Consider the following 25,286-nt stretch of genomic DNA (forward strand, 5'->3'; position numbering starts at 1 on the left):
CCTCAAACTCCTATGGCATGAAACAAGCGTTGCCCCGCCGCGGCGAGCGGGTCGCACGCGCTGGGCCATACCTCCAGCAGCTCAAAACCTGCGGCCTGCAAGGCCAGGTCCCAGGCATCGGCGGCCATGAAGGCTTCATCGTGTGGGCGCAACGGCGCATCGGCGGCGGGCGACAGCAGCAAGTGCATGAAGGTCAGCATCGCCGGGTTGTCGGCGATGGACTCGCTGAACAGCAAGGCACCGCCGTCGCGCAGGCTGCTGCGGATCTGACCAAGGCTGTAGGGCAGGTCGCGGGCGTTGTGCAGCACGTTGCCAGCGACTACCAAGTCCTGGCTGCCGGGCACTATGCCCTGGCCGCTGAAGCTGCGATTGAGGTCGAGCAGGCCGACCTGCATGCCCGGCTCGAGGCGAAACTGGCGGTGCGCGGCGCCGGTAAACAGCGAGCTGATGTCGGTGAAGCGATAGTCCTTTTCGTACGCTTGCAACGCCGCCAGCATTGCGTCGGTGGTGCCTCCGGCGCCACCACCCAGTTCCAGCACCCTAAGCTGCCCGTCAGTGGCGCTGATTTGCCGCGCGCGATCAGCCAGGGCTTGATTGATCGTTGTGGTGAAGTGGTTGTGCTGGTAGGCGCTCAATACCTTTACCGGGTCGCCTCCGAGCATCAGCAAGTGGGTGAGGGTGAACTGATCACGCAGCAGGTCGGGCAGGCACTCGATGACTTGGGTGTGCAGGCGCGCCATGCTGGCGGGAAAGCCCAGCGCGCCATACAGGCGTGGCAATTCACCGAGCTGCGGGTCAGGTGGCGGCGTGCGCCAGGCCACCCGTTCACCGGCTTCGCGCAGCAGGCCCGCACCGCCCAACGCCACCAGCCAACGCCGTACCACCCAGGCATGGCGCGCCGCTGTGCCCAGCGCCTGGTTGATTTGTTCGGCGTTGCGCCATACCTGTAGCGGCAATGCTTGGGTGTGCAGCAACACCTGGGCCATCACGCCCAGGCTCAGCTGTTCCAGCTCGTTCAACGCCGTGTTCATAGGCAACCTTCGTCGGCGGTATGCAGTTGATCGAGCGGGCTGTGCAGCAGGTTCAGGGCCTGAATCGCCGAGGTGCGCAGCAGGCGTTCAAGGCTGGCGGCGGGCGGCAGGACCTGGGCGGCGGCATGGCAGCCGGCGCGGATTTCACCTTCCACCACGCTGATGACCGTGGCCGCTGCCATGGCGGCGGTCAGCGCTGCATTGCCCGCGCCGCTGAACACCAGGCTGCGGGTCAGGGCCTGGTCGTGGTGCATTCCATCGAGCTGCAGCAGTAGGGTGACGAAGGGCGCCTGGCCGCTGAGGTCGAGCTGGCTGGCTTCGCACAAACGCTGCACGGCGTCGGCCCGTGGCAAACCATGGGCCTGGTCCAGAGCCTTGAGGACGTGGCTGTCGGTGATCACGTTGAACCACTGGCCGACGTCCAGGTTGAGGTCCATGGCCAGGCGTTCGCCCTCAAGGTTGAGGTACGGCAGCAGGTGAACCCGACCGGGAAAGCAGGGCACTGATACGTCGCGTTGACGCCGCAATGCCCGGCTACGCCGGCCGTGTTCCCAGGCTGCCAACGGCTCGCTGCTGCCATCCACTGCGCCTTGCAAAAAGTCATCGGCGGCCACAGGGGTGAAGTGGTCGCGCAAACCGAAATAGCTGGTGAGGCGGTGCACTTGGCTAAACCCTTGCTCGGCCAGCCAGCGCGGCAGCAGGCCGGTAAGCCCCGGTTGCAAGCCGGCGCCCAGCACCGCGCAACGGCCACGCCACTGGGCCGGGTCGAGTTGCACAGGATCGGCGGCATCGACGTAATGGGCATCGACCCGCAGCGCTGCGTGGGCGGCACGGCCTTGCAACTGCCAGGATGGGCCCGCGCAGTTGAGCAGCACGTCGCAGCCATGGGCGAAGGCAGCCAAAGCTGTTGCGTCGTTGAAGTCCACTGAGGCCCACTGCAGGCGCGTGTGTGGCCATTGCTGCTGAAGCAAATGCATGCAGTGTGCGCCCTTGACGGCATCGCGCCCGCCCAGGCGCAGGTCGCTCACCCCCAGGGTCAACAGCGCCTGGGCACTGGCCAGGCCCACGTCGCCACTGGCGCCCAACACCCCGATCAGCATGGTTGGGCCTCGGCGTTCAAGCGCCAGCCACCGGCACGCTGGCGGTCATGCCAGAACCCGGCGTAGCGACCGCCCCGAGCCAGTAATTGGGCATGGGTGCCAGACTCCACGAGGCAGCCTTCATCCAGCACCAGGATCTGGTCGGCGGCCATGATGGTCGGCAGGCGATGGGCGATCACCAGCACCGTGGCGCTTTGCATCAGGCTGCCAATGGCCGCTTGCACGAAGGCTTCGTTGTGCGGGTCGAGGGCCGCCGTGGCTTCATCCAGCAGCACGATGGGTGCGCGCTTGAGCAAGGCGCGGGCCAGGGACACGCGCTGGCGTTCGCCGCCGGATAACCCCGCACCGCCTTCCCCCACAGGGGTGTTCCAACCCTGGGGCAAGCGCGCGACGATTTCATCGACGCCGGCCAGCCGCGCCGCTTCGGCGACTTGTTCGGCGCTGGCGTCGGGGCCGCCGACGCGGATGTTGGCCTCAAGGCTGTCGTCGAACAGGTAGACGTCCTGCATCACCAGGGATAGCTGGGCCATCAGCGCTGCGTTGGACAGCTCACGCACGTCCACGCCACCCACCTTGACGCTGCCCTCGCTGGCATCGAAAAAACGCATCAGCAAACGCGTGACGGTGGTCTTGCCGGAGCCCGAGGCGCCGACGATTGCGGTCATCGTGTGGGCCGGGGCGTTGAACGACAGGCGGTGCAATACCCTGGGCCCGCTGGGGTAAGCGAAACTGACCTGGTCGAAGGCCAGGCTGCCAGGCGCCGTCAAGGGCTGGCTGACGGCGGGCTCTGGCAACGGCGGCTCGCGCAGGATACTCACCAGTTGTTCCAAGTCGTTGCCCGCCATACGCAACAGGCCGCTGCGCGCCGCCGCTTCGGCCAATGGCCCGACAAACCGCGCCGCCAGCGCGAGCAGGGCGACCAACTGGATGGCGTCGATTTCGCCGTGGCTGGCCAGGGCGATGCCCACGCCCACCAGCAGCGCAAACGCCAGTTGCACCGTCAAGCCACCGGCCAGCAGTTTCGGGAAGGTCTGGGACAGCATCGAGCCGCCGGCGTGTTTCTGCGCCAGGTTGGCAGCCTGCAAAGGTGCGTACCCCTCCTGGGTGCGACCGAAAGCGCGCAGCACTTGCTGGTAGCGAGCAAACTCCACAACGCGGTTACCCGCCAGCGTCGCGGCGGCCTCTACCTGCGCATCGTTGCTGCCGATGGCGGCCGCAGACCAGTGATGGGCAAAGTAGATCAGCGGCGCGCACAGTACCGCGGTCACGCCCAGGCGCCAGTCAAACACGAACAGGGTCAACGCCACCGTAGCCGGCACCACCACACCTGACACCACTGGCCCCAGGTAGTGAGCAAACAAGCCGGTGACCATCAGCGTGCCGCTGGTGGCGCTGCGCGACAGGCGCCCGACCTTTTCCGAGTTGAACCAGCCCAGGGGCAGGGTCACCAGGTGCTGGCCAAGACGCTCGTGCAAGGTGGTCAACACCACTAGGGCCAGCGCAAAGCCTTTCATGGCCTGCTGGTAATGGGCAATGCAGGTCAGCACCGCCATCGCCGCCAGGCCGGCGAGCCACAGGCAGGCACTGCGCAGGTCACCGGCAAACAGCGCATGCAGCATCGGTACCAGAAACGCGACGGCTACCCCTTGCAGCACGGCACTGGTCACCAGCCAGGCCAGGTAGCGGTACAAGCGTGCGGCATGGGCCGGGCCCAGTAAAGTCACGAGGCTGCGGATCACAAGGACATCTCCAGGTCGGGGGCGGTGGTTTCGGCGCTGGCGCGCCACAGTCGGGCGTAGGCACCGTTGGCCTGCAGCAGCTGTTCATGGCGCCCGCTTTCAATGACGCGACCCTGGTCGAGCACCACGATCTGGTCGACGCCGCAGATACTGGCCAGGCGGTGTGCGATCATCAGCACCGTGCGGCCCCGAGCTAGGGCGGACAAGGCATCCTGGATCAAGGCTTCGGACTCGGGGTCGGCGTGGGAGGTGGCTTCATCGAGGATCAGCACCGGCGTGTCGGCCAATAACGTGCGGGCGATGGACAGGCGCTGGGCCTCGCCGCCGGAAAAAATCGCGTCCTCGTCGATCACCGACTGGTAACCCCGGGGCAGTGCCTGGATGCGCGAATGAATCTGCGCCGACCGCGCTGCCGCCTCGACCTCGGCATCGCTGGCTTCGGGGCGGCCCAGGCGCAGGTTGTCGGCGACGGTACCGTGCACCAGTTGCGCGTCCTGCAACACGAACCCTACGTGCTGATAGAGCTGGCGCGGGTCGATCTCGCGCACATCCACACCGCCCACGCAGACTCGCCCGGTGTTCACGTCGTGAAAACGCGGCACCAGCTTGGCCAGGGTTGACTTGCCCGCACCGGAAGCCCCCACCAGCGCCGTCACGCTGCCGGCTGGGCAGTGCAGGTCGACGCCCGTGAGGATCAGGTGCGCGGGGTCATAGCCGAACTGCACTTGTTCAAAGCGTATGTCGCTGCCCTGTGGGGAGCTGCACACCTTGGGCGAGGGCAGTTCTTCGACCTCCAGCAGCGCTTCGATACGGTCGGCCGCCGCCAGGGCGGTTCGTTGCGCGGTGAGGCTTTGGTTGATCACCAGCAGTGACTGCGGGATCACCACCGCCACCAGAGTTTCGGCGAACAGTTGCAACGGTGTGATCCAGCCCTGGGCCAGCAACACGCTGCCCACCCCCAGGCTGACCAGCAGAATCACTGGCACGCTCAGGGCCATCGACGAAAACGCCTCCAGGCGCAGCAGCGGCTTGACCCAACCGGCGTACTGGGTGCTGAACTGATTGACCGCCTGTTGATAGCTGCGATGGGCCTGACCCACCTGGCCGAACGCCTTGACCACGGCAATGCCGTGGACAAACTCGACAATTGCTGCGCTGACCCGGGTCATGCTCTTGTCGAGCAACTGCATCTTGGCGCCGAAGCCGCGCATCATCAGGCTGTAGGCCACCGCATAGATCGGCAGGGTCAGCACCGCCAGCAGCGCCAGGCGCCAGTTCAACGTGGCCAGCCATACCAGCCCCGCCAGCGGCGTGACAAGGGCGGCGGTGAGTTCTACCGCATGGTGGGCGACCAGGTGGTGCAGATCTTCAAGGTCGTCCTGCACCACCTTGCGCACCGCGCCCGAGGTGGTGTCGGTGTACCACCCCAATGGCACCCGGCCGAGCTTGCGCACCATGGCTTCGCGCAAGCTCGATTGCAGGCGATGGTCGGCCAGGTGGGTCAGCCACAACGCCACGCCGCTGGCCATCCAACCCAGGCTCAGGGCGATGACTACCAGGGCCGCCCACCGCCACAGCGTGGGGCTGTCGGCGTTGCCGGCGAGCAGCAAGCGGCCCAGTTCGGTAAGGCCGATAAAGGGCACCAGGTTGACCAGCGCGCCGATCGCGGCGAACACCACGCCGAGGCGAATCAGGCGGTTGACCGGGCGTTTGAGGGTATCCAGGGCGGTGGTCATGAGTGTTTTCCAAGGGCCTCAAGCAGGTGGGCAGTGACGGTGTGCACGTGGGGTGGTTCGATCACGCTGAAATGGTTGCCGGGCACGTCGATCAGGGTGAATTGACCCAGGCACGCGTCCTCCCAGAACGGCGCCGCCAGGTGCCCGACGCCGCCGGTGATGCCGAACGATTGCTGCTCCAGGCAGCGCAGGTAGGTCATGTTGCCCAGGAACGGCGGCGGGTCGAACCGCGCCGCCCGCATGCTGTGGCGGCACACGCGAAACAGCGTGGGTACCAGCTCGGGGCCGATGGGCACGCCGGCCTGGCCAGACGCCAGGCGTGCGTACTCGGCCAGGCGCTCCTCCTGGCTGCGTGCCGACTGTTGCTGCACCGCCAGCGCCAAGGCGTCCAGGCCGGGGTCGCCGCTCAGGGCGGCCATGGCGCCAGCGGGTACGCGGCGGTTGTCGCGGGCCATCAGCAGGTCGATGGCGCGGTACACGTCGTAGTCTTCGATATGCGCCCCGAACACGGTTTTCACCGGGTCCAGGTTGAGGTTGGGCACGAAGATCGCCTCATAGGCCAGCTCTTCGTCGGTGTCGATAAACATCGGGATGCTGTCGATCAGGCTCAGGTCTACCACCTCCATGCCACGTTCCAGCAGGCGCCGGGCAACTTCGGTGGCGAGCAGGCCGCCCAGGCAGTAGCCGATCAACTGGAAGCGTTGATGGCCGTCGGCGATCAAGCGGTCGGCGTAGTCCTGGGCCACGCTTTCGATCAGGCGCTTGGGTTCCAGCGCCAGGTATTGCGCGGTGTCGGCCACCGCAAAGCCAATCACCGGGCCGGCCTGTTGAGCCGCCAGTGCACGACCCAGGTGCTGGAAATAATCCAACGTGCCCAGGGCGGCATGGAACATCACGCGCACCGGGCCGCTCTCGCCACCGCCGAATGGCACTACCAGGGCGTTACTGTGAGGCGCGCGCTGCGCTTGGTCAGGCGCCGCAGCGGCAGGTGCGTTTTCGCCGTGGTTGAGCAGGCGCGCCAGGGCGCGAACATTCGGCTCGTTGAGCATCTGGCGCAGCAAGGTGTCGTAGCTCAGGCTGTGGGCCTGGGGCAGTTGTTCGCGCAACTGGCCGGCGACGCGGGCGAGGATCAGCGAATCGGCGCCTTTCTCATAGAAGCTGTCGTCCGCACCGATCTGCGCCAAGCCCAGGGCCTCGGCCCACACCCGGCACAGCTCGGCGGTGAGCGGGTCGCTGGGTGCATCCTGGCTGCTTTCGGCCTGGGCATCCACGGCAGGGCGCCAGTGGGCGAGGGCCTGGCGGTCGACCTTGCCGTTGGCGGTCAGGGGCAGGCGGTCGAGCACTTGCAGGTGTGCCGGCAACATGTAGTCCGGCAGGCGCTGCGCCAAGGCGCTGCGCAGGTTATCGACGCTCAAGCGCTGGAAGCCGGCCTTCAAGCGTGCGGCGAACACCTGCATGCCGAGAGCGGCCAGCGGGTGGTCGGCGTGGGGCAGGGCGGGCAGCATTTCGCCGCCCAGTGCCTGCACCCGCGCCTGCCAGGTCTCGGCGCTGCGCAAGCCGCTGCGGCCCTGCTCGTGGTCACCGCCCGCCGGGGTCATCATGAAGCCCTGGGTCAGCAGGATGGCGGGCCACTCACCGGTCGGTTCGCTGAACACCAGCCAGCCACCTGGGCTGAGCAATTCGCTGATCTGGCCGAGGGCGGTGTCGATGTCCTTGACGCTGTTGAGCATGCCCGCGCACAGCACGATATCCACGCTGTTGCTGGCCAAACCCTGGGGGCGAATGGCCTGGTCAATGTCCAGCACGCCGTAACGCACCCAGGGGTGGTCGGCAAAGCGTTGCTTGGCCGCCGGCAGGAAGAAGGCGGTCATGTCGGTGAACAGGTAATCCACTTCCAGGCCATCAAGCAGGCTGATCACCGGGGCGCTGGTGGCCCCGGTGCCCGCGCCGATCTCCAGGATGCGCAGCGGGCCGTCGCCCTCATGGTGGGTGGCCAGGCGGTTGATCAGCGCGGCGATGCTGTGGTTGTTGTAGCGCGATACGGCATCCCCGCCATACAGCTGCAACGCCAGGTCTTGCTGGCCCTGGGGGAACAACAGGTCGAACGGGTTGACCTCGCCACGCAGCAGTTGCGGCAGTTGCCGCACATGGTCGAGCTGGTAGTCGAGCAGCGCCTGGCTGCACAACCCACTCGCGACCGCTTGTTCCACCCGGCCCCAGGCCAGCGCCGGGGCGGGCCCGCTGTGCAGCAGGCGATAGCGGGACTGTTCGCTTTGCAACAGGCCGGCGTCACACAAGGCCGCTAACCAGCGGCGTACCAGCCAATAATGACGGGGTTGGGCTTGCAGGGCCCGCAGGATGGCCGCCGCCTCCGGCTCGGCCAACGCACCACTAAATAGCTGGGCCTTGCGCATCACCTCCAGCATGGAACTCAATGCCGCGGCGTTGAGGTTGGCCTGATAGTCGCGTACCTGCTGCGCATCGAAGCTGCCGACCTGGCTGTCGGCGTAACGCTGCACTGCGCTCAGCAACGGCGCGCCCGGCAGCGGTTCGGGCTCGACGCGCGCGGCGGTGACGAAGGCCAGCAGCTCGCCGTTGAGCAGGCTGACGGCACTGTCTACGCCTGGCGTGGCGAGCAGCGCGGCGTCGATTTCGCCAAGCTCCACACGATGGCCACGGATCTTGACCTGGCCGTCTTCACGGCCGAGGAACTCCAGCTCCCCCCGCGGCAAGTAGCGGCCACGGTCACCGGTGCGATACAGGCGCTGGCCGTCGAGCGGGTGGGCGAAAAAACGGGCGTTGCTCAATGCTGGATCGCCCAGGTAACCCTGGGCCAGGCCGACGCCGGTGATGTACAGATCACCCGGCACCCAGGTGGGCGCATCGCGCCATTGGCTGTCCAGCACGCGAAGACCCTGGTTGGCCAGCGGCAGGCCGTAGGGAATGCTGCGCCACGCCGGGTCAATCGCGCCGATGGGGTGCAGGTTCGACCAGATCGAGGCTTCGGTGGCGCCGCCCAAGGCCACCAGGGCCAGGCCTGGCAACAACGCTTGCAGTTGGGGCGCCAGGTTCAATGGGATCCAGTCCCCCGACAGCAGCGCCAGGCGCAGGCTGTCCAAAGGCCGTGGCTCGGCCTGCAGGTAGTGGGCCAGCATCTGCAGTTGCGCCGGCACCGAATTCCACAGCGTCACCTGATGACGCTGCACCAGCTCGGCCCAGTGCGACGGGTCGGCGCCGCGTGCCGGGTCGGGCAGCACCAGGGTGCCGCCGACCGCGAGCGGGCCGAACAGGTCATACACCGACAGGTCGAAACTCAGTTGCGCCAGGCCCAGCACGCGGTCAGTTGCGCTGACCTCAAAGCGCCGGTTGATGTCCTGCACGGTATTGAGGGCGGCGCGGTGGCTGATCATCACGCCTTTGGGCTCGCCGGTGGAGCCGGAGGTGTAGATCACGTAGGCGAGGTCGTCGGGGCTGCCGTCGGCTGCCGGAAAGTCCGGCATGGCTGGGGCCAATTGGTCGACGGCATGCCAGGCCAGAGCGTCGGGCAACGGCACCTGGGGCAGCGCCTGGGAACAGCCGAGCACATGCCGCACCTGGGCGCTGTGCAGCACGCGGTCGCGGCGGGCGGCCGGGGCGTTGCTGTCCAGGGGCAGGTAGGCAGCACCGGCCAGCAGCACGCCGTAGGCCGCCACCACTTGGTCGCGGCCCTTGGGCATGAGGATTGCGACCGGTTCCTGGGCCCGGCAACCGGCGGCGTGCAAGGCCGCAGCCACCGCCAGGGCGCGCTCCATCAAGGCGGCGTAGGTCAGGCTGCCATGGGCATCGACCACCGCCAGCGCCTGTGGTCGTTCCCACGCCATGGCCAGCAGGCCGTCATGCAGGCGGCCGGTGGGCAGCGGGGCGGCACTGGCATTGGCGGCGAGGCGCTCACGCTGTTGCCAGGCCGGCAGCGGCACGTGCATCGGTTGGTCCCAGGCGGCCGGGTCGAGGGCTAACAATCGCAGTTCGCAAACGAAGGCTTGTTGCATGTCCTCGATGAGGCCGTCTGGGAACACGCCTTGGCGCACGTCCCAGTGAATGTGCAGGCCCTGGGCGTCGTCCATCACCTGGCAGTCGAGGGTCACCTGGGGCGTCTGGGTGATGCCGTGGCCGACCCGGCGCTGGCTAGTGGCCGGCGGTTCGATCCCCAGGCCGATGGCACTGGTGAACACCACCGGCATGGCGGCGGCTTCCCGCCCGCGGCGCCGGCCAATTTCACGCATCACTTGAATGCCGGAAAACAGCCGATGCTCCAGGTCGGCAAACAATTGGTTGCCCAGTTGGCGCGCCTGGCTGGTGAAGTCCTGGCCTTGGGGATCGTTGACCTGCAACACGCTGACCGAGGTGAAATCCCCCACCAACTGGCCCACCTGCGGATGCAGGGGCAAGCGGTTGAGCAGGGTCAGGTTGAGGCTGAAGGCGGGTTGCTGGCTCCAGCGCTGCAAGGTGCCGGCATAGGCGCTGAGCACCACGATGGAGGGGGTGAGGCCGAGGGCGCTGGCGGCTCTTTTCAGGGCGGCCCATTGCGAGGCGTCGAGTTGCGCCGAGTGGCGTTGAAAGCGCGGCACACGGGTGTCTTCGCCGCCCAGGGGCGCCGGCAGCTGCGGTGCGGCGGGCAGTTCGTCGATGCGCGCCAGCCAGTAGTCGCGGTCGCGCTGGTGGCGGCTGCCTTCGAGCAGGCCGCGTTCGGCCAGCAGGTAGTCGCGAAAGCTGATGTTCAGGGTGGGCAAGCGGGCTTCTGGATCGTGCAGCAACTGCTCCAGCTCATTGAACAGCAATTGCGCGCTGGCCCAGTCGGCGATCAGCGAGTCCATGGAAAAGTGCAGGGTGTCGCCACTGTCGCTGCGACTCAGGCGCAACTCGAACAGCGGCCAGGCCTCGGTCGGGTAGAGCTTCTGCTCCATGGCCTGGCGAATCTGTTGCACGCCGTGTTGGTGCTGTTGGCGGGTGGCCCCGCGCAGGTCGGTAACCGCCAGTGGGTAATGGTCGACCTCTGCGAGTACGCGCTGGGAGCCTTCGCTGGCGATCACCGCGCGCAGCATGTCATGCCGGGCGATCAGGCGGTTCCACGCCTGTTCCACCTGCTGCGGGTCGAGGTTCGGCCAGCTCAGTTCCAGGTAACCATGGCAGGCGACATTGCCGTAGCCGAACGAAGACTGGCGCCCGAGCAGGTAGGCGTTCTGTACGTCGGTGAGCGGGAACGGCGCGTGGCGCTGGGCCGGGTCGGCCACCACCTCGGGTCGCTCTTGGGTTTGCAGCAGGTGCAGGATCTGTTGCTTGTGCTCACGCAGTTGCGCCAGGCGTTCGGCGTTGAGCAGGCCCTGAGGCGCGCGGAACTTGAGTTGGCCATCCTGGGGCCAGAGCTCGACGCCCAGGGATTTGAGTTCGCTTAACAGTTTGGCGGCGGGCATGGGGACAGCTCCTGGAAGAGGGGAAGTGTGCGCAGGCATCAGATGAGGCCTTCTTCAACGGTGTCGGGGGTGGGCTGGCGCTCAAGGGCGTGCGCCACTTCCAGCAGGCTGGCGGCGCCGAACAGCTGGCCCATGGGCAGCTCCAGGCCAAGGCGGCTGCGCAGCATTTCGAGAAACCGCGTGGCGAGCAGGCTGTCGCCGCCCAGGCGGAAAAAGTTGTCGTGGCGTGACACGCTGGGCACGTTGAGCAACTGCTGCCACAACTCGGCGACCTGCTGTTCAGCGACGCTCAACGGGGCCTCATCCGGCGCGGGACGTGCCTGGGCCGCAGCCGCCAAGGGGGCGAGCAAGGCGCGACGATCCACCTTGCCGTTGCTACTCAGGGGCAGACGTTCCAGCACCAGAATCTGTTCCGGGCGCATATACGCGGGCAGGCAGTGTTCCAAGTGCTGGGCGAGCACGTCAGCGTGGGTGCTGGCAGCAACTGCCGCCAGCAAGCGCGTGTCTGCGACCAGCGCCACGGCCTGGTTTACACAGGGATGACGGGCCAGGGCGGCTTCGATTTCCCCCAGTTCGATACGGTGGCCACGGACCTTGACCTGGGTGTCGGCGCGACCAAGGAACTCCAGCAAACCGTCGGGCCGGTAGCGGCCCAGGTCACCGGTGCGGTACCAACCGTCGATAAAGCACTCGGCATTCAACTGCGGTGTATGGCGATAGCCGCGTGCGACGCCGGCGCCGCCGATCCACAACTCGCCGGTGACCCAGTCCGGGCAGTCGCGGCCCAGGGCGTCCACTACCCGGTACGCCTGGTTCGCCAGTGGCACGCCGTAGGGGATTGAACGCCAGCCCGGCAACGGCTGCTGGACTTCAAAGTGGTTGGACCAGATCGCGGCTTCGGTAGCGCCGCCGAGGGCGATAAAGCGGCAGTGCGGCGCCTGTTGGCGCAGGCGTTGCGGCAGGTCCAGGCCAATCCAGTCGCCCGACAGCAGGGCTACTTTCAACCCCAGGGGTTGGCGCTCAAGCGCGTTGGCTTCCAGCAACATATCGAGCAGCGCCGGCACGCTGTTCCACCGGCTTACGCGATGGTGTTGCAGGGCCTTGAGCCAGGCGCGGGCGTCGCGGCGCTGGTCTTCTTCGATCAACACCAGGGCGCCGCCCACCGAGAGCAGGCCGAACAGGTCATATACCGACAGGTCGAAGTCCAGTGCTGACAGCGCCAAGCCCCGGTCCGAGGCGTCGATGCTGTAGCAACGATTGATCTCGGCCACGGTATTCATCGCGGCGCGGTGGGTGATTTCCACGCCCTTGGGCTGGCCGGTGGAGCCGGAGGTGTAGATCACGTAGGCCAGTTCGTTGGCGCACACGGCCACGGGGGCCAGCAACGGTTCGGCGCATTGTGCCTGTGAGGGCGTGAGGTGCTTGACCCCCGGCAAGTGTGGGTCGTGCTCGGCGAGGATCAGGCCAACGCCGGCCTGTTGCAGGATGCGCTGGCAGCGTTGCAACGGTTGGTCGACCCCCACCGGCAGGTAGGCCGCGCCCGCTGCCAGCACGCCCAGCACACTGGCAATCTGTTGCGGGCCTTTGGCCAGGGAGACTGCCACCAGGTCACCGGCTGCCACGCCTCCGTCCATCAGGCTGCGGGCGATGCGCAGGGCGCGGTCGGCCAGTTCGCCGTAGCTCAGGCTCCCATGCTCGCCCCACAACAGCGCAGGGCGTTGCGGCGATTGGTGCGCCTGTTGGAAAAAGCCCTGGTGCAGGCTCGGGTCCCCCGCAACACTGGCGCCAGGGGCATTCAACCGTGCGCGTACCTGTGCCTGGGCCAGCGGCAGCAGGTCTGGCGGGGCGCTGTCCCAGGGGTGTTCGGCCAACCAGTCAAGGCTGTGCAGGTAGGCGTCGAACATCGCTTCGACCAGCCCTTCGGGGAACAGCCCGACCACGCGGTCCCAGTTCAGGGCGATGCCGCCGTCAGCTTCGACCACCTGATGGTCGAGCCACACCTGCGGGGTTTGGGTGAGGCCGAAGACCTGCCTGGCGAAGGGCCCGTCCACCGGCGCGGCGGTGCCATCCGGTACGCCCAGGGCGCTGGTGAACACCACCGGCATGCTCACCTGGTGCTCGTCATTGCTGCGCGCCAGTTGGCGCAACAGGCTCACCGACCCCACGCAGCGATGTTCCAGGGCCTCGCCGAGCGTGTGCTGGGTGCGCCTGGCGCGGTCGAGCCAGCGTTCGCCGGCCACGGGCACGTAGCCGAGCAGGGTGAGGGAGGTGAAGTCGCCCATCACCTGATCGATCTGCGGATGCACAGGCCGGCGGTCGAACAGCGTGAGGTTCAGGCTCAGGTCCGGGCGCGTACTCCAGCGCCCGAGGGTTTCGGCAAACGCACAGAGCAGCACCGCCGAGGCAGTCAGGCTGTGCTGTTGCGCCTTGGCCAGGATCGCTTGCCAGGCCCGAGCCTTGACCTGCCCTTGCAGGCGCTCGAAGCGCGGTCGGCCCAGGCTGGCGGGGTCGGCAGCCAGGGGCAGTTGCGGGTGCGGCGGTAAGGTGGGCAGGCGTGCTTGCCAGAACTGCTGCGCAGCGTGCAGTTCGGCGGGTTTCACGCCGGCCTGAATCTGGTAGTCGCGAAAGGACAATTGCAGCGGTGGCAGGGCCAGCGTCGGCTCGCGGTACAACGCGTCGAGTTCGGTATAGAACCGCAGGATGCTGAGTGCGTCGAGGATCAGGTTGTCCAGGCTGATGGCCAGGCGGGTATGCCGGCCCTGGGTCACCGCCTGCACATCGAACAGCGGCCATTGGGCGGGATCGAACACGCGGTGGGCACAGTGTTCACGCAGGTCTTCGAGGCAAGCGTGGCTTTGGCCGATCACGAAGGTGGGCACTTGGGGCAGGATGCGGGCCTGGCCTGTTTGATCGAACACCGCACGCAGCATTTCGTGGCGTTCGATCAGACGCCCAAGGGCGTTTTGCAGGCGCGGCAGGTCGAGGTCTTCGACGTCGTATTCGCGGTAGAAATGGCAGCTCACTCCGCCCAATACCAGGCTCGGGTCACGACCCAGCCAGTAGGCTTGCTGCACCTCGGTCATGGGGAAGGGCGCGTGACGTTGGGCCAGATCCGGAACAACGGTGCGTTGCGGTTCGGCCTCGGCCTGTTGATGCAGGTCGGCGCAAAACTGCGCCAGCACTGGTTTGGTAAATACCTGGGCGATTCGTGCGCCGCCCAGCCCTTGTTCGGCCAGCAGGCGCACCAGGCGCGTGGCGCTCAGGGAGTCGCCGCCCAGGGCGAAGAAGTTGTGCTCGCGGCACACCTCGCCACAGCCGAGCAACTGCTGCCAGGCGTGGGCCACCTGTTGTTCAATGGCCCCGCAGGGCGGCGACAGCACGGCCTGGTAAGTGCCGCGATGGTCGGCCAGCCAGCCGTTGAGTACCTTGCGGTCCACCTTGCCATTGGTGGTCAACGGCCATTGTGCGCAGCCGAGGATCAGGCTGGGAATCATGTAGGCTGGCAGGCGTTCGACCAGGCCTGGAAACGCCAGCGCGGTAGGTTGCATCGGGCCATTCGCCAGGCGCACCACCGCCGCCAGCTGCTGGCCGGCGAGCAGCGCCACCGCCTGGTCGACGCCGGGGCAAGCCAGCAGCGCGTGTTCCACTTCACCGGCTTCGATGCGGTAGCCGTGCAGCTTGAGCTGGAAGTCGCTGCGGCCCAGGAACTCCACCGTACCGTCGGGGTGGTAGCGCGCACTGTCGCCGGTGCGGTACCAGCGCAGGCCGTTATAAACCACAAAGCGTTCGGCACTGCGCACTGGGTCGCCACGATAACCCTCGGCCACTCCGGCGCCGCCAATCCACAGTTCGCCGGGCACCCAGTCCGGGCAGTCATGGCCCTGCGGGTCGACGATGCGCAGGCTGACGTTATCCAAGGGTTTGCCGTAGGGCAGGCAATGCCAGTGCAACGCCTGGCCGGGCACGACTTCGAACAGCGTCGAGTGAATCGCCGCTTCCGTCGCACCGCCCAGGGCCATGAAGCGGCATCCGGGAGCCTGGGCCCACAGGCGTGGCGCCAGCTGCGGCGCGACCTTGTCTCCGCCCAGCAAGACTGCACGCAGGGGCAACGGGGCGTCGCCACAGCCGAGTAGCATGTCGAGCAGCGCCGGCACGCAATTGAGCACGGTGGTGCGGTGTTGAGTGGCCAGTTCGCGCCAGCGCAGGGCATCGCGCTGCGCGTGGGGCTCGATCAACACCACCGCCGCGCCGCAGGCCAGCGGGGCAAACAGGTCGAATACCGACAGGTCGAACTCCAGCGCCGAGAGCGCCAGGATTCGGTCATCGCGGTTGAGTTGCAAGCGCCGTTGCAGGTCCTCCAGGGTGTTGGCGGCGGCCTGGTGGCTGATCTCCACGCCTTTGGGTTCACCGGTGGAACCGGAGGTGTAGAGGACATAGGCCAGGTCGCTGACCGCACCGGCCCGTGGCGCCGCCAGTGCGTCGCCAGCCTGCGGCAGTTGGGTAAGCAGCAGGCGGGCACCGGCGCTGTCGCAGATTGTGCGGCAGCGCGCAGCGGGCTGGTCGATGCCGATAGGCAGGTAGGTGGCACTGCACGCGAGGATGCCCAGTACGGCGATCACCTGCTCGGGGCCTTTGGGCAATTGCAGGGCGACCACGTCACCGCGTTGCAGGCCCTGGCCCTCCAGGTACGCCGCGACGCACAGGGCGCGCTCGGCCAACTCGCCATAGCTGAGGGCGTGGTCGCCGTACAACAGGGCTGGAAGGGCAGGCTTCAGCCGGGCCTGGGTGAAAAAACCTTCGTGCAGGCGTTGGCTCGGCAGCGTCGCGACGTGGCCCTGGGCGGCGCTGCGCTCGGCCAACTGGCGGCTGGGGATCAGCGCCGAAGTCGCTTGATCCCAGGCGGCTGCGTCATGACACAAACCTTGCAACAGGCCGGTATAGGCGTCGAACAGTCCATCCAGAACGCCCTCGGCGAACAGCCCTTCACGGGCATCGAGGTTGACCAGGATGCCGCCGTCCAGTTCGGTGACTTGGGCGTCGAGCCACACTTGCGGGCCCTGGGAAATGATCCAGGCCGGCTGGCCGAAACTCTCCTGCACACCCTCAGCGAACAATTCCCCCAGACCCAGGGCACTGGTGTACACCACGGGCGCCAGGACTTGCTCGCCACGCCGGCGTGACAGCTCGCGCAACACCTCCAGCCCGGTAAAGGCACTGTGGGCCGCATCGCTGTGGAAGCGTTGTTGCAGCCCCGTGGCACGGGCCGCGAAGGTGCCGGCCACATGGCCATCCCAGGCCAGCAGGATCGACGAGGTAAAGTCACCGACCAGGCGCTCGATGTCCTCGTGCAACGGCGTGCGGTTGAACAACGGCAGGTTGAGTAACAGCTCGGGCGTCTCGCACCAGGCGCCGAGGGCTTCGCAGAATACCGCCGCCAGGGCCATGGCCGGGGTGAGGGCGTGCTCGCGGGCGTGGCGTTCAAATGCCTGGCGCTGGGACGGCGTCAGCCAATGGTGACGGCGGCGCACTTGGCGCTCATCGCCCTGGGGCTTGATGGGCAGGCGCGGGGCGCCGGGCAGGGTGTCCAGGCGCTGCAACCAATAGTCACGGGCGTTTTGGTGACGTGCCCGGTGCTCGGGGCTGGCCTGTTCCTGGCGCAGGTCGGCCAGGTAGCGCGGGAAGCTGTAGGCCAGCGCGGGCAGGGGCTGTTGGCGATACAACTGCACCAGGTCGCCCAGCAGAGTGCGCAGGCTCAAGGCGTCGGCGGCGAGCATGTCCAGGTTCAGGTGCAGGCGGGTGCCGTGGGGCAATAGCGAGAGCTGAATATCCAGCACCTGGCCCTGTTCCACCGCCAACTGGCGATGGGACAACGCGGCGCGCAAGGCGTGCAGTTGCTGTTGCAGTTGTGTGGCATCGGCCTGGCGCAGGTCATGCACCTTCAGCCCTGGCCAGGGGCTATGGGGCAGGATCTGTTGGCGACCCTCCTCCAGAAACTGCGCACGCAACATGGGGTGGCGTGCCAGCAAGGCCCGTACCGCGGCTTCCAGGCGAAGCGGGTCAACGTCGTGGCCATCGAATTCGTTATAGAAGTGCGCCGCCACACCGCCCAGCTGTTGCCCTGGGGCGCGGCCGACCCAGTACGCGTGCTGCATGGGCGCCAGTTCAAAGGGCAGGCCGTCGTCCGTATGGCTATTGACGGGCGCGGGCGTCACCGGCGCGGTGTCCAGCAGCACCAGCCAGGCGCACAGGCGTGGGTCGGCCACCAGCTCGGCGAACCGTGCGGCCAGGCCCTGGCGGCGCCATTGGCCGGCGAGGCGGATCAGGGTCACCGAATCCAGCCCCCATTCAATCAGGTTGGCCTCCAGGGGGATCTGCTCGGCAGGCTGGCCCAGGGCTTCGGACAGGGAACGGCGCAACAGTGTTGCGGTTGAGGTGCAGGGAGTGGCCATGGCTCAACGTCTTCTCATCGCTAGGGCCCGGGCCGGCGTTGGCCCAGGCGCTGAAGGCAGGTAGCTGCGTGGAAGAAGATGCTAGTCATTCTCATTGTATGGACTACCCGGATCGAATCGTTTTTGCCCCGTATCCGTTTGCCTGGCGCGGGTGACAGCTGCGCGGGGGCGGGCCATGGCTTTGATCACTGCGCGGGATACGGTTGGAAAATGACTTGAATCGGGTAGCGCTGCGCCGCCGCCCTTGACTACCGTCGCTCGCCGCCCTTTTGCAGGGCTTGACCCTTGATGGAGGTGTGGATGTCAGTCGATTCAGGTTTACAAGTGCGCGGTCTGTGCAAGCGCTACAACAATGGCGTCCAAGCGTTGCGCGGCGTGGACCTGAATGTGGGCCCTGGCATGTACGGTTTGCTCGGCCCCAATGGCGCGGGCAAAAGCAGCCTGATGCGCACCCTGGCAACCTTGCAGCAACCGGACGCCGGCAGCATCGAACTGGATGGGCTGGATGTGCTCGCCGAGCCCGGGCAGTTGCGCCGCCGCTTGGGTTACCTGCCGCAGCAGTTGGGGGCGTACCCGGGGGTGAGTGCGCGAGATTTGCTTGAGCGGTTCGCCTGGCTCAAGGGGCGTACCGACAGCCGCCAGCGCCGTGAGGAAGTCGAAGGCCTGCTGGCCAAGGTCAACCTGCAGGAAGCCGCGCACCGCGCGCTCGCCACCTACTCTGGGGGCATGTTGCGCCGCTTCGGCATTGCCATGGCCCTGATCGGCTCACCGCGCCTGCTGATTGTCGATGAGCCCACCGCCGGCCTCGACCCGGCCGAGCGCAACCGCTTTCACCGGGTGCTGGCGGATGTGGCGGCCGAGTCGATCGTGCTGTTGTCGACCCATATCGTCGAAGACGTCGAGAACCTGTGCAGCCGCCTGGCGGTGCTGGCCGGGGGGCGGATTGTCATCGAAGGCCGCCCGGCAGATTTGCTGCGCGCCGAACAGGGCCGCTTGTGGGAGGCTGCGTTCGCCCGTGGTGAGCCGCTGCCGGCTGCCTTGCATGTGGCCGCCAGCCCTGTTGGCAGTCGGGTGATCGTGCACGGCGGGCGCCCGGCTGACCCGCGCTTCACGCCCCACACGCCGCGCCTGGAAGATATCTATTACCTGGCGCTGGCCCAGGCCGGCGAGGCGGGCGAGGCATGACTACCTTTGCTCTGTTGATGCGTGAAGCCTGGGTGGAAGTGCGCGCCGGGCTGCGCAGCGGTATTCCGTTGCTGGTGTTTTTGGGCCTCACCGGCTATTTGCTGATGTCCCTGACCAATGCCGACTACGTGCAAAAAATGGGCGCCAGCGACATCGCGCGCAATGCCCCGAGCCTGATCTACCTGATGTCCTGCGGGTGCATGTTCTTCCTGTTCTTCGCCTGGGCCTGGGTCTTCGCACAACCGGCGCTGCGCGACCGCAAGGCGCAGCTGGAAGAGGTGCTGCTGGCCTTGCCGCTGTCGCTGCCGGCATTGTTGTGGGGGCGGTTTATTGGCGCAGCGCTGGTGGGCGGCTTGCTCGCCAGTTCGCTGATCGTCGGGTTTTTAGTCAGCCCGGTGCTGGGTTGGCTCGGCTGGGTGCCGGCGGCGAGTATCGGTGCACCGATGTGGTCGGCGCTGGGATTTGCCTGGGTCGCCTTGTTATTGCCGGTGAGTACCGGGATCGGTGCGCTGTATTACCTGCTGGCCTTGCGCAGCCGTGGCTTGGCCGCGCCATTCGGGTTGGCGACGGTGTTGATGCTGTTGTGGATGTTTGCCGTGGTGGTGCTCAAGGGCGGGCATATCAACCCACTGTTGGCGGCCAGCCTGGACCCATCGTTGTTTACCTTTGCCCAGGCTCAGGTGGAAACCTGGAGTGCCGCGCAGAAATCCCAATCGCTGTTGGCGCTGACCCCGGGTTTCTGGCTTAACCGCCTGCTGTGGTGCGCAGTGCCCCTGCTGTTGCTGGCCGTGGTGTTGGCCCGCACCACACGTCAGGGTTTGATGGGCAAGCGTAGCGGGGCGGTGTTGGCAGAACCGCCGATGCTGTTGGCGAACGCCGTGACGTTGCCTGGCCCGCTGGTTAGCAGCCAGTGGCCACGGGCCTTGTGGCGCGAGGCGCGTTGGCAGATACGCCAAGTGTTTGCCCGGCGTATCGGCTGGGTGGCCCTGGGCTTGCTGCTGGTGATGGGTGTGCTCAGTGGTTTTGTCCACGGCGTGTGGCATGCGCGTGGGCCGATGGTGCCTCGGGCGGATCTGACCCTGCCGCTGCTGTCGAGCGCGTTGTTTCTGGTGATCGCGTTTATTGTCGCAGCCTTGGTTGGGCTGGTGTGCCGGCGCGATGATGTCGAAGGTTTTGGCGCCATGTTGCAGGCCACTGCGGCGCCGGCGTGGTTGCGCCTGCTGGGGCGGGTGGCCTGCGTGCTACTGGCGACGCTGGCCCTGGCGTTGGTGCCGGGCCTGGCGAGCTTGCTGATCAGTGCGATTGCCGCGCCCGACAGCCTGGCGCCCGGCTTTGTGCTGGTCTATCAAGCGCTGGTGTTCGCGCCGCCGCTGATGGAGTTGGCGATGCTCACGGTGCTGGTGCATGCGCTGATTCGTCGCTCGGGGCTGGCGTATGCCACCTCGATGCTGCTGACGTTTTTCCTGGTGCTCAACCATGAATTGGGGCTGGTCAGTTACCCGCCCTATGCCATGGCGATCCCGGCGCATGTGAGTGTGTCGCTGCTGACCGGCTGGGCGCCTTGGCTGGCGTTTCTCGCCACCTTGGCCGGCTGGAAACTGGCCGGTTGCCTGGTGCTACTGGCGGTGGCGGCACTGGTGTTGCCCCGTGGGCCGGAGCGGCGGCGCTTGAGTGAGGTGCGCGACGGATTGCTCGGTTTGCCGGGTGGGTTGCTGGCCCTCGGCGTCGTGGGCATGCTCGGCAGCGGCGTGCTGTTGCAGCGGCATCTGGTGGAGCTGGGCGGTTATCAGTCTGTTGCTGCGCAACGTGCCGAACGCGCTGACTGGGAACAGCGCTGGCTGCCTGGCGCGAGTGCCTGGCAGGTGGCCGGCGGGCAGTTGCACCTGCGGGTTGATTCGGCGGCGCGACAGGTAGTGGGTCAATGGACGTTGCAGGGGGTGGTCGCTGCCCAGCTGGACGCCGAGTTACCGCCAGGCCTGCAGGTGACGGCTGCCAGCGTGATGGGCCGGCCGGTCAGGTTCGAACAAGCCAGCGAGCATCTGCGCGTTCCTCTGGACGGCTGTGCGGCGAGCGGTTGCCAGGTGGCGTTGAACTGGACGGTGCGCGCCGACGGCTGGCCCGCCGAAGGTGAGGCCTTCTGGCTCGGGCCTCAGGGTGTGTGGCTGCAAGCGCGCCGTGTGGTGCCGCGCCTGGGCCTGGACAGCGAACGCCTACTGCGTGCGCCGGCCCAGCGTAGCGAAGCCGGGCTGCCTGTGCGGGTGCCCCAACTACCGACGGGCGCGGCGGTGGCCGTGAAGGCTGTCGCCCCGGCCGGCGATTGGCAATGGCTGATCGAGGTCGATGGCCGCGCCTTTAACGGTCGCAGCCTTGGCTCACTGGACTTTGCCTATGTCACGCCGACGCAGGCAGACCCCAGCCGTGCGCACACCACCGTTGAAGTACAGCAAGACCTGGACTTGATGAGTGCCTGCATAGCACGGCGCCTGGGCAGCCGGCCCCGTGTCGAACACCTGAGCCTGTGGCCTGCGGGCATGGGCGCCAGCCGTTTGAGCCACGGCCATCTATTGCTCAGCCAGTCACCGAATTGGGACGTGGCGTCGGTCGGTGTCGGGCGCTGGACGCGTCGTGCCTACATTGCCGAGCTGCTTGCCCGCCAATGGCTGATCGAGGCCAGCGATCTGCGCCAGGTCCCCGGTTACCTGGGGTTGAGCCAGGGTGTGGCGGGGGCGGTGGGCCTGCTGTGCGTGGAGGACGTTGACGGTGCTGACGCCCGCGCCGCGCTGGTCAAGCTGATGGCCGACGACCTGACGCGCGCCCTGGGCAATGACGGTGAGCCTGTCGGCACCCTGGCCGATGCTCGCGAACAGGGCTGGGCCGCCCACTATGCCGCGCTGGTCAGCCTTGACTGGGTGGCGGCGCAATCCCCCGAACACCTCATGGCGATGACCGCCGACGTCCGTCACGGCCAGGGATGGCCCGCTGCGATCCAGCGCCTGCTGGGCGCACCCTCCGAACATGCGATTGCCGCCGCGCTCAAGCGCTGGGGGCCTGCGCAATGAATGTGAACCATCCCTGCCTTGTGGAGCTTTGCCATGTCACCTGAACTGTCTATCCAGCCGCTACGCCGTCCTATCGGTTGGCGGGCCAACGTGCTGACCCAAGCCATGGCACTGGCCTTGTCCAGCCAGATGTGTGCGGCTTATGCCGCTGACGCTCAACCGACGGCCAGTACCGAGACCATCGAGCTGGCGCCGGTGACGGTGAGCGCGCGATTGAACCAGGAAAGTGCCAAGGACGTTCCGTTCGGCCTTTCGGTGCTCGATGGGCAAACCCTCGAGACCCGGCGTTTACGCACCCTGGAAGACGCCTTGCGCACAACGCCTGGGGTAGATGTGAATTCCTGGGGCGGCGCCAACGATGCCAACGTGCGTATCCGTGGGGTTGGCTCGCTGAACCAGATGAGCATGGACGATGGCTCGGTGGTGCTGAACGTGGACGGCGTGCCGATGTCGGTGCGCAACGCAGCGATGGCCACCCTCGACGTGCAGCAAGTGGAAGTGCTCAAGGGGCCCCAAGGCACCTTGTTCGGGCGTAACAGCGAAGCGGGCGCGATCAACGTCACCACGCGCAAACCCACCCGCGAGCTGGAGGGCTACGTGCGCGGCGAAGTGGGCAACCAAGGCCAGTTCATGACCGAGGGTGCGGTGGGCGGGCCGTTGACGGAGTCGTTGGCCGGGCGCATTGCCGTGCGTCGCAGCGGCTTTGATAACTGGGTCGATGACCAACAAGACGGCGACCCCCTGACCAAACCCCGCGACCTGGCCCTGCGCGGCAGCCTGTTGTGGGACAACGACGCGGGCACCACCGGCCTGCTGACCGCCGAGCGCCAGCGCGCTGATCACTATGCCGGCCTGGAGATCCTGCGACCGTTCGGCAACCGCCCCAGCCTCGACTACACCCCTGGCACGTTCAATGGCAACAAGAAGACCAACGAGCGTTATTCCTTCGAGCTCAACCATGACCTGGCCCAGGCCCGGATCACCTCGATCAGCGCCTATACCAGCACTGACTTCAATGCGGTCAAGGGCTATGATCGCAACATCACCCGCGCGCTGTACGGTCAGCCTTTTGAGTACTTGATCGAAGACTCGGCCCATGAGCGAGTCTGGAGCCAGGACCTGCGCCTGGGCTCACTGGCCGATGCCGATGTGTTCTGGGTAACCGGGGTGAACCTGTCCCGTTCCGAGCGCAGTTTTGACTCCAACAACTTCACCAATGGCGCCCGGCAACTGCGCGATTTCACCACCAACAGCTATGCCGCGTACGGCGAAGTGACCTTCCCGATTGCCGAGGACTGGAAGCTCACCACCGGCCTGCGCCACACCTGGGACCGCAAGACCTACGGCGCCGATTACAGCAGTGGCGCCAACCTGATCAACGACAGCCGACGCTTGCAGGACGACTACAGCACCGGGCGCGTGGCCCTGAGCTACGCCTGGACGCCGCAGACCAACCTGTACGCGGTGTTGTCGCGGGGCTACAAGTCGACCGGGTTCAACGACTACGCGACGTCGATCAAGGACAGCCAACCCTACAAGGCAGCCAAGGTGAACTCCGCGGAAGTCGGTTTCAAGCATGAAAGCGAAGGCGGTGCGCTGAGCCTGGAAGGGGCGTTGTTCATCACCCGCGTGCAGGATGACCATTTGCTGGGTTATGACTTCACGTCCCTGGCGGTCAGCGCGGTGAATGCCGATACCCGCAGCAAAGGTGCCGAGTTGTCGAGTACCTGGCATGTCAGCGATGAACTGACCCTGGGCAGCGCCATCAGCTACACCAACGCGGTCGTGACCTCCGATGCGCCGGGGGTGTCCGGCGGTGATGTGGTCAAGGGTAGTCGCGTGCCGGACGTGCCGCTGTGGAGCGGCAACTTCAGCATTGCCTGGAAGAAGCCCTTGGGTGAACTGCTGGGCTTGCCGGCGCCGCGCCTGAACACCTTGCTCAACTACCGCGTGCAGAAAAACCGCCCGGCTGATGCGCAGAATCACTATGACCTCAAGGGCTACGCCAAGCTGGATGTGCACTTGGGGCTGCAGAGCGGTGGTTCGGAAGTTTATCTGTGGGGCGATAACTTGCTGGATGCGCGGTATGACTTGTATGGCGCTTATTCCACTGACGCGGTGCTGACCGGGATGCCGGGCAGGGGGCGTTCGGCGGGGGTGGGGTACAGCTACGAGTTCTGAGGCGTACATTGCCTTCTTGTGGGAGCGAGCTTGCTCGCGAAAAACTCACAGGCACCGCGTTCATCCAGGGTGCCCGCGTTATCGTTGAGGTTTTTCGCGAGCAAGCCCGCTCCTGCAGGATCAGAATTGGTAGGTATAGCCCACACCCAATGTGCGCCGCCGCGATGGCCCGCCATAGGCTACCGGCTCACTGTAGAAACCGTAGGTGTCGTACGTCTGGTTCAGCAGGTTGTCGGCGAACGCATACACTTCCCCGAACTTGCTCTCCAACCCTGCCCGCAGGTCGAGCTTCTCGTAGTTATCCAGGTTGAAGTGATTCTGCGGGTCGGCCGCGCGTTCACCCACCAGATGGTAGTTGAGGCTGGTGTTGAGGATGGTTTCACCCAGGCTGGCGATGCTGCCCAGTGGGTGCTTCCAACTGGCGTTGAGGTTGGCGCTCCAGCGCGGCACATCCGGGGTGCGGTTGCCGGCCGCGACGTCACCGGCCTGAATGGCTTGCACGCCACGGGTGATTTTGGCATCGAGATAGGTGGCACTGGCGGCCAGGGTCAGGCCCTGGTCGACGCGCCAGCTGCCTTCCAGTTCGGCGCCACGGGTGCGGGTGTCGGCGTTGAAAGCGTTGGTGGCGAAGGTCGCCGCGTCATAGCCGAGCAAATGGTCATCGTGCACGCGGGTGTAGAACAGCGCACCATTGAGGCTGCCACGACCCTCTGCTGTCGTGCTTTTGAAGCCCAGTTCAGCGGCTTTGCTGACGGCGGCCTTGTAGGGGGCGCTGTCGCTGACCTGGGAGGCATAGTCATTGAACCCGCCGGATTTATAGCCCCGGGCCAGTTGCACGTAGACGTTGGTCTGTGGGGTGATCGCATAGCTCAGGGCGGCGCGGCCGGTGCCGTAGTGATCGGTCAGTCTGCGCGAGTCGTCCACGGCGCTGCTGCCGGCGAAGTATTGGCCGTTGTAAGTATTGCGGTCCCAGGAGTGGCGGTAGCCGGTGGTGAGCTTCAGGCGTTCGCTGAGGGGGAAGGTCACTTCGCCGTAGCCTGCGTAAGTGGTGGTGGTGAAGTCGCGGAACTTGGCGCCGGACGTGCCGTAGGTATTGCGCGGGGTATCGTAGCTGCGTTCGTTGCGGCTGGCGGCGACGCCGGCGACCCAGAACACTTCAGCGTCGGGCAATGAGCTCAGGTGCACGTCCTGGCTCCAGTTGCGCTCGAAGGATTTGTCCACCACCCAGAACTCGCTGGGCGTGCCATAGAGGGCGCCCATCAGTTTGCTGTCGTAGGCGATCAAACCGGTGAAGTCGGCAGTGTCAGTGGCGGTGGTGGACGTCAGGCTGCTGTTGGCGAAGTCGTGATCGACTTT

At 66.5% G+C, this 25,286-nt stretch carries 10 protein-coding genes; 3 read left to right on the forward strand and 7 right to left on the reverse strand.

Going from position 1 to position 25,286, the window contains the following annotated elements:
* Nucleotides 1-2 precede the first annotated feature (2 nt).
* Genes E1K68_RS11115 through E1K68_RS11140 form a run of 6 tightly spaced genes read right to left on the reverse strand, consistent with a single transcriptional unit; the run spans nt 3 to nt 17,505 of the window.
* Entirely contained in the window at nt 3-1,031 is a 1,029-nt protein-coding gene (locus tag E1K68_RS11115; protein ID WP_034135690.1) for a class I SAM-dependent methyltransferase, read from the reverse strand.
* On the reverse strand, nt 1,028-2,131 hold the full coding sequence (locus E1K68_RS11120) for a saccharopine dehydrogenase NADP-binding domain-containing protein (protein ID WP_212614090.1): 1,104 nt from the start codon (nt 2,129-2,131) through the stop codon (nt 1,028-1,030). The genes E1K68_RS11115 and E1K68_RS11120 overlap by 4 nt, the downstream gene beginning before the upstream one ends.
* Entirely contained in the window at nt 2,125-3,870 is a 1,746-nt protein-coding gene (locus E1K68_RS11125; protein ID WP_212614091.1) for an ABC transporter ATP-binding protein, read from the reverse strand. Before E1K68_RS11125 ends, E1K68_RS11120 begins: the two co-directional genes overlap by 7 nt.
* Nucleotides 3,867-5,606 (reverse strand): ABC transporter ATP-binding protein, encoded by a 1,740-nt coding sequence (locus E1K68_RS11130; protein ID WP_212614092.1) that lies wholly within the window; start codon nt 5,604-5,606, stop codon nt 3,867-3,869. Before E1K68_RS11130 ends, E1K68_RS11125 begins: the two co-directional genes overlap by 4 nt.
* A complete protein-coding gene (locus E1K68_RS11135; RefSeq protein ID WP_212614093.1) occupies nt 5,603-11,056 on the reverse strand; it encodes a non-ribosomal peptide synthetase in 5,454 nt (1,817 codons plus the stop codon). Before E1K68_RS11135 ends, E1K68_RS11130 begins: the two co-directional genes overlap by 4 nt.
* A 38-nt stretch (nt 11,057-11,094) precedes the next feature.
* Nucleotides 11,095-17,505 (reverse strand): non-ribosomal peptide synthetase, encoded by a 6,411-nt coding sequence (locus tag E1K68_RS11140; protein ID WP_212614094.1) that lies wholly within the window; start codon nt 17,503-17,505, stop codon nt 11,095-11,097.
* 300 nt (nt 17,506-17,805) lie between these two features.
* Here E1K68_RS11140 and E1K68_RS11145 point away from each other — a divergent pair, with 300 nt between their 5' ends.
* Genes E1K68_RS11145 through E1K68_RS11155 form a run of 3 tightly spaced genes read left to right on the forward strand, consistent with a single transcriptional unit; the run spans nt 17,806 to nt 23,930 of the window.
* Nucleotides 17,806-18,690: an ABC transporter ATP-binding protein gene (locus E1K68_RS11145; RefSeq protein ID WP_034135684.1), complete on the forward strand. Its 885-nt coding sequence runs from the start codon at nt 17,806-17,808 to the stop codon at nt 18,688-18,690.
* Nucleotides 18,687-21,749 carry a hypothetical protein gene (locus E1K68_RS11150; RefSeq protein ID WP_212614095.1) on the forward strand — a complete coding sequence of 1,021 codons (3,063 nt, stop codon included), beginning with the start codon at nt 18,687-18,689 and terminating at the stop codon, nt 21,747-21,749. Before E1K68_RS11145 ends, E1K68_RS11150 begins: the two co-directional genes overlap by 4 nt.
* Before the next feature lie 33 nt (nt 21,750-21,782).
* A complete protein-coding gene (locus E1K68_RS11155) occupies nt 21,783-23,930 on the forward strand; it encodes a TonB-dependent receptor (RefSeq protein ID WP_034135682.1) in 2,148 nt (715 codons plus the stop codon).
* A gap of 120 nt (nt 23,931-24,050) precedes the next feature.
* Here E1K68_RS11155 and E1K68_RS27770 read toward each other — a convergent pair.
* Nucleotides 24,051-25,286: TonB-dependent receptor (locus E1K68_RS27770; RefSeq protein WP_244858796.1), on the reverse strand; the 1,236-nt coding region annotated here is incomplete at its 5' end.

It is taken from the genome of Pseudomonas sp. B2021 (genome assembly GCF_018135665.1).
GTDB classification, from domain to species: Bacteria; Pseudomonadota; Gammaproteobacteria; order Pseudomonadales; family Pseudomonadaceae; genus Aquipseudomonas; species Aquipseudomonas lactis.

Excerpts from the sequence above, each read along its gene's own strand:
- E1K68_RS11115 (WP_034135690.1), bottom strand. The coding sequence starts at position 1,031 with ATGAACACGGCGTTGAACGAGCTGGAACAGCTGAGCCTGGGCGTGATG.
- E1K68_RS11120 (WP_212614090.1), bottom strand. The coding sequence starts at position 2,131 with ATGCTGATCGGGGTGTTGGGCGCCAGTGGCGACGTGGGCCTGGCCAGT.
- E1K68_RS11130 (WP_212614092.1), bottom strand. The coding sequence starts at position 5,606 with ATGACCACCGCCCTGGATACCCTCAAACGCCCGGTCAACCGCCTGATT.
- E1K68_RS11135 (WP_212614093.1), bottom strand. The coding sequence starts at position 11,056 with ATGCCCGCCGCCAAACTGTTAAGCGAACTCAAATCCCTGGGCGTCGAG.
- E1K68_RS11140 (WP_212614094.1), bottom strand. The coding sequence starts at position 17,505 with ATGGCCACTCCCTGCACCTCAACCGCAACACTGTTGCGCCGTTCCCTG.
- E1K68_RS11145 (WP_034135684.1), top strand. The coding sequence starts at position 17,806 with ATGTCAGTCGATTCAGGTTTACAAGTGCGCGGTCTGTGCAAGCGCTAC.
- E1K68_RS11150 (WP_212614095.1), top strand. The coding sequence starts at position 18,687 with ATGACTACCTTTGCTCTGTTGATGCGTGAAGCCTGGGTGGAAGTGCGC.
- E1K68_RS11155 (WP_034135682.1), top strand. The coding sequence starts at position 21,783 with ATGTCACCTGAACTGTCTATCCAGCCGCTACGCCGTCCTATCGGTTGG.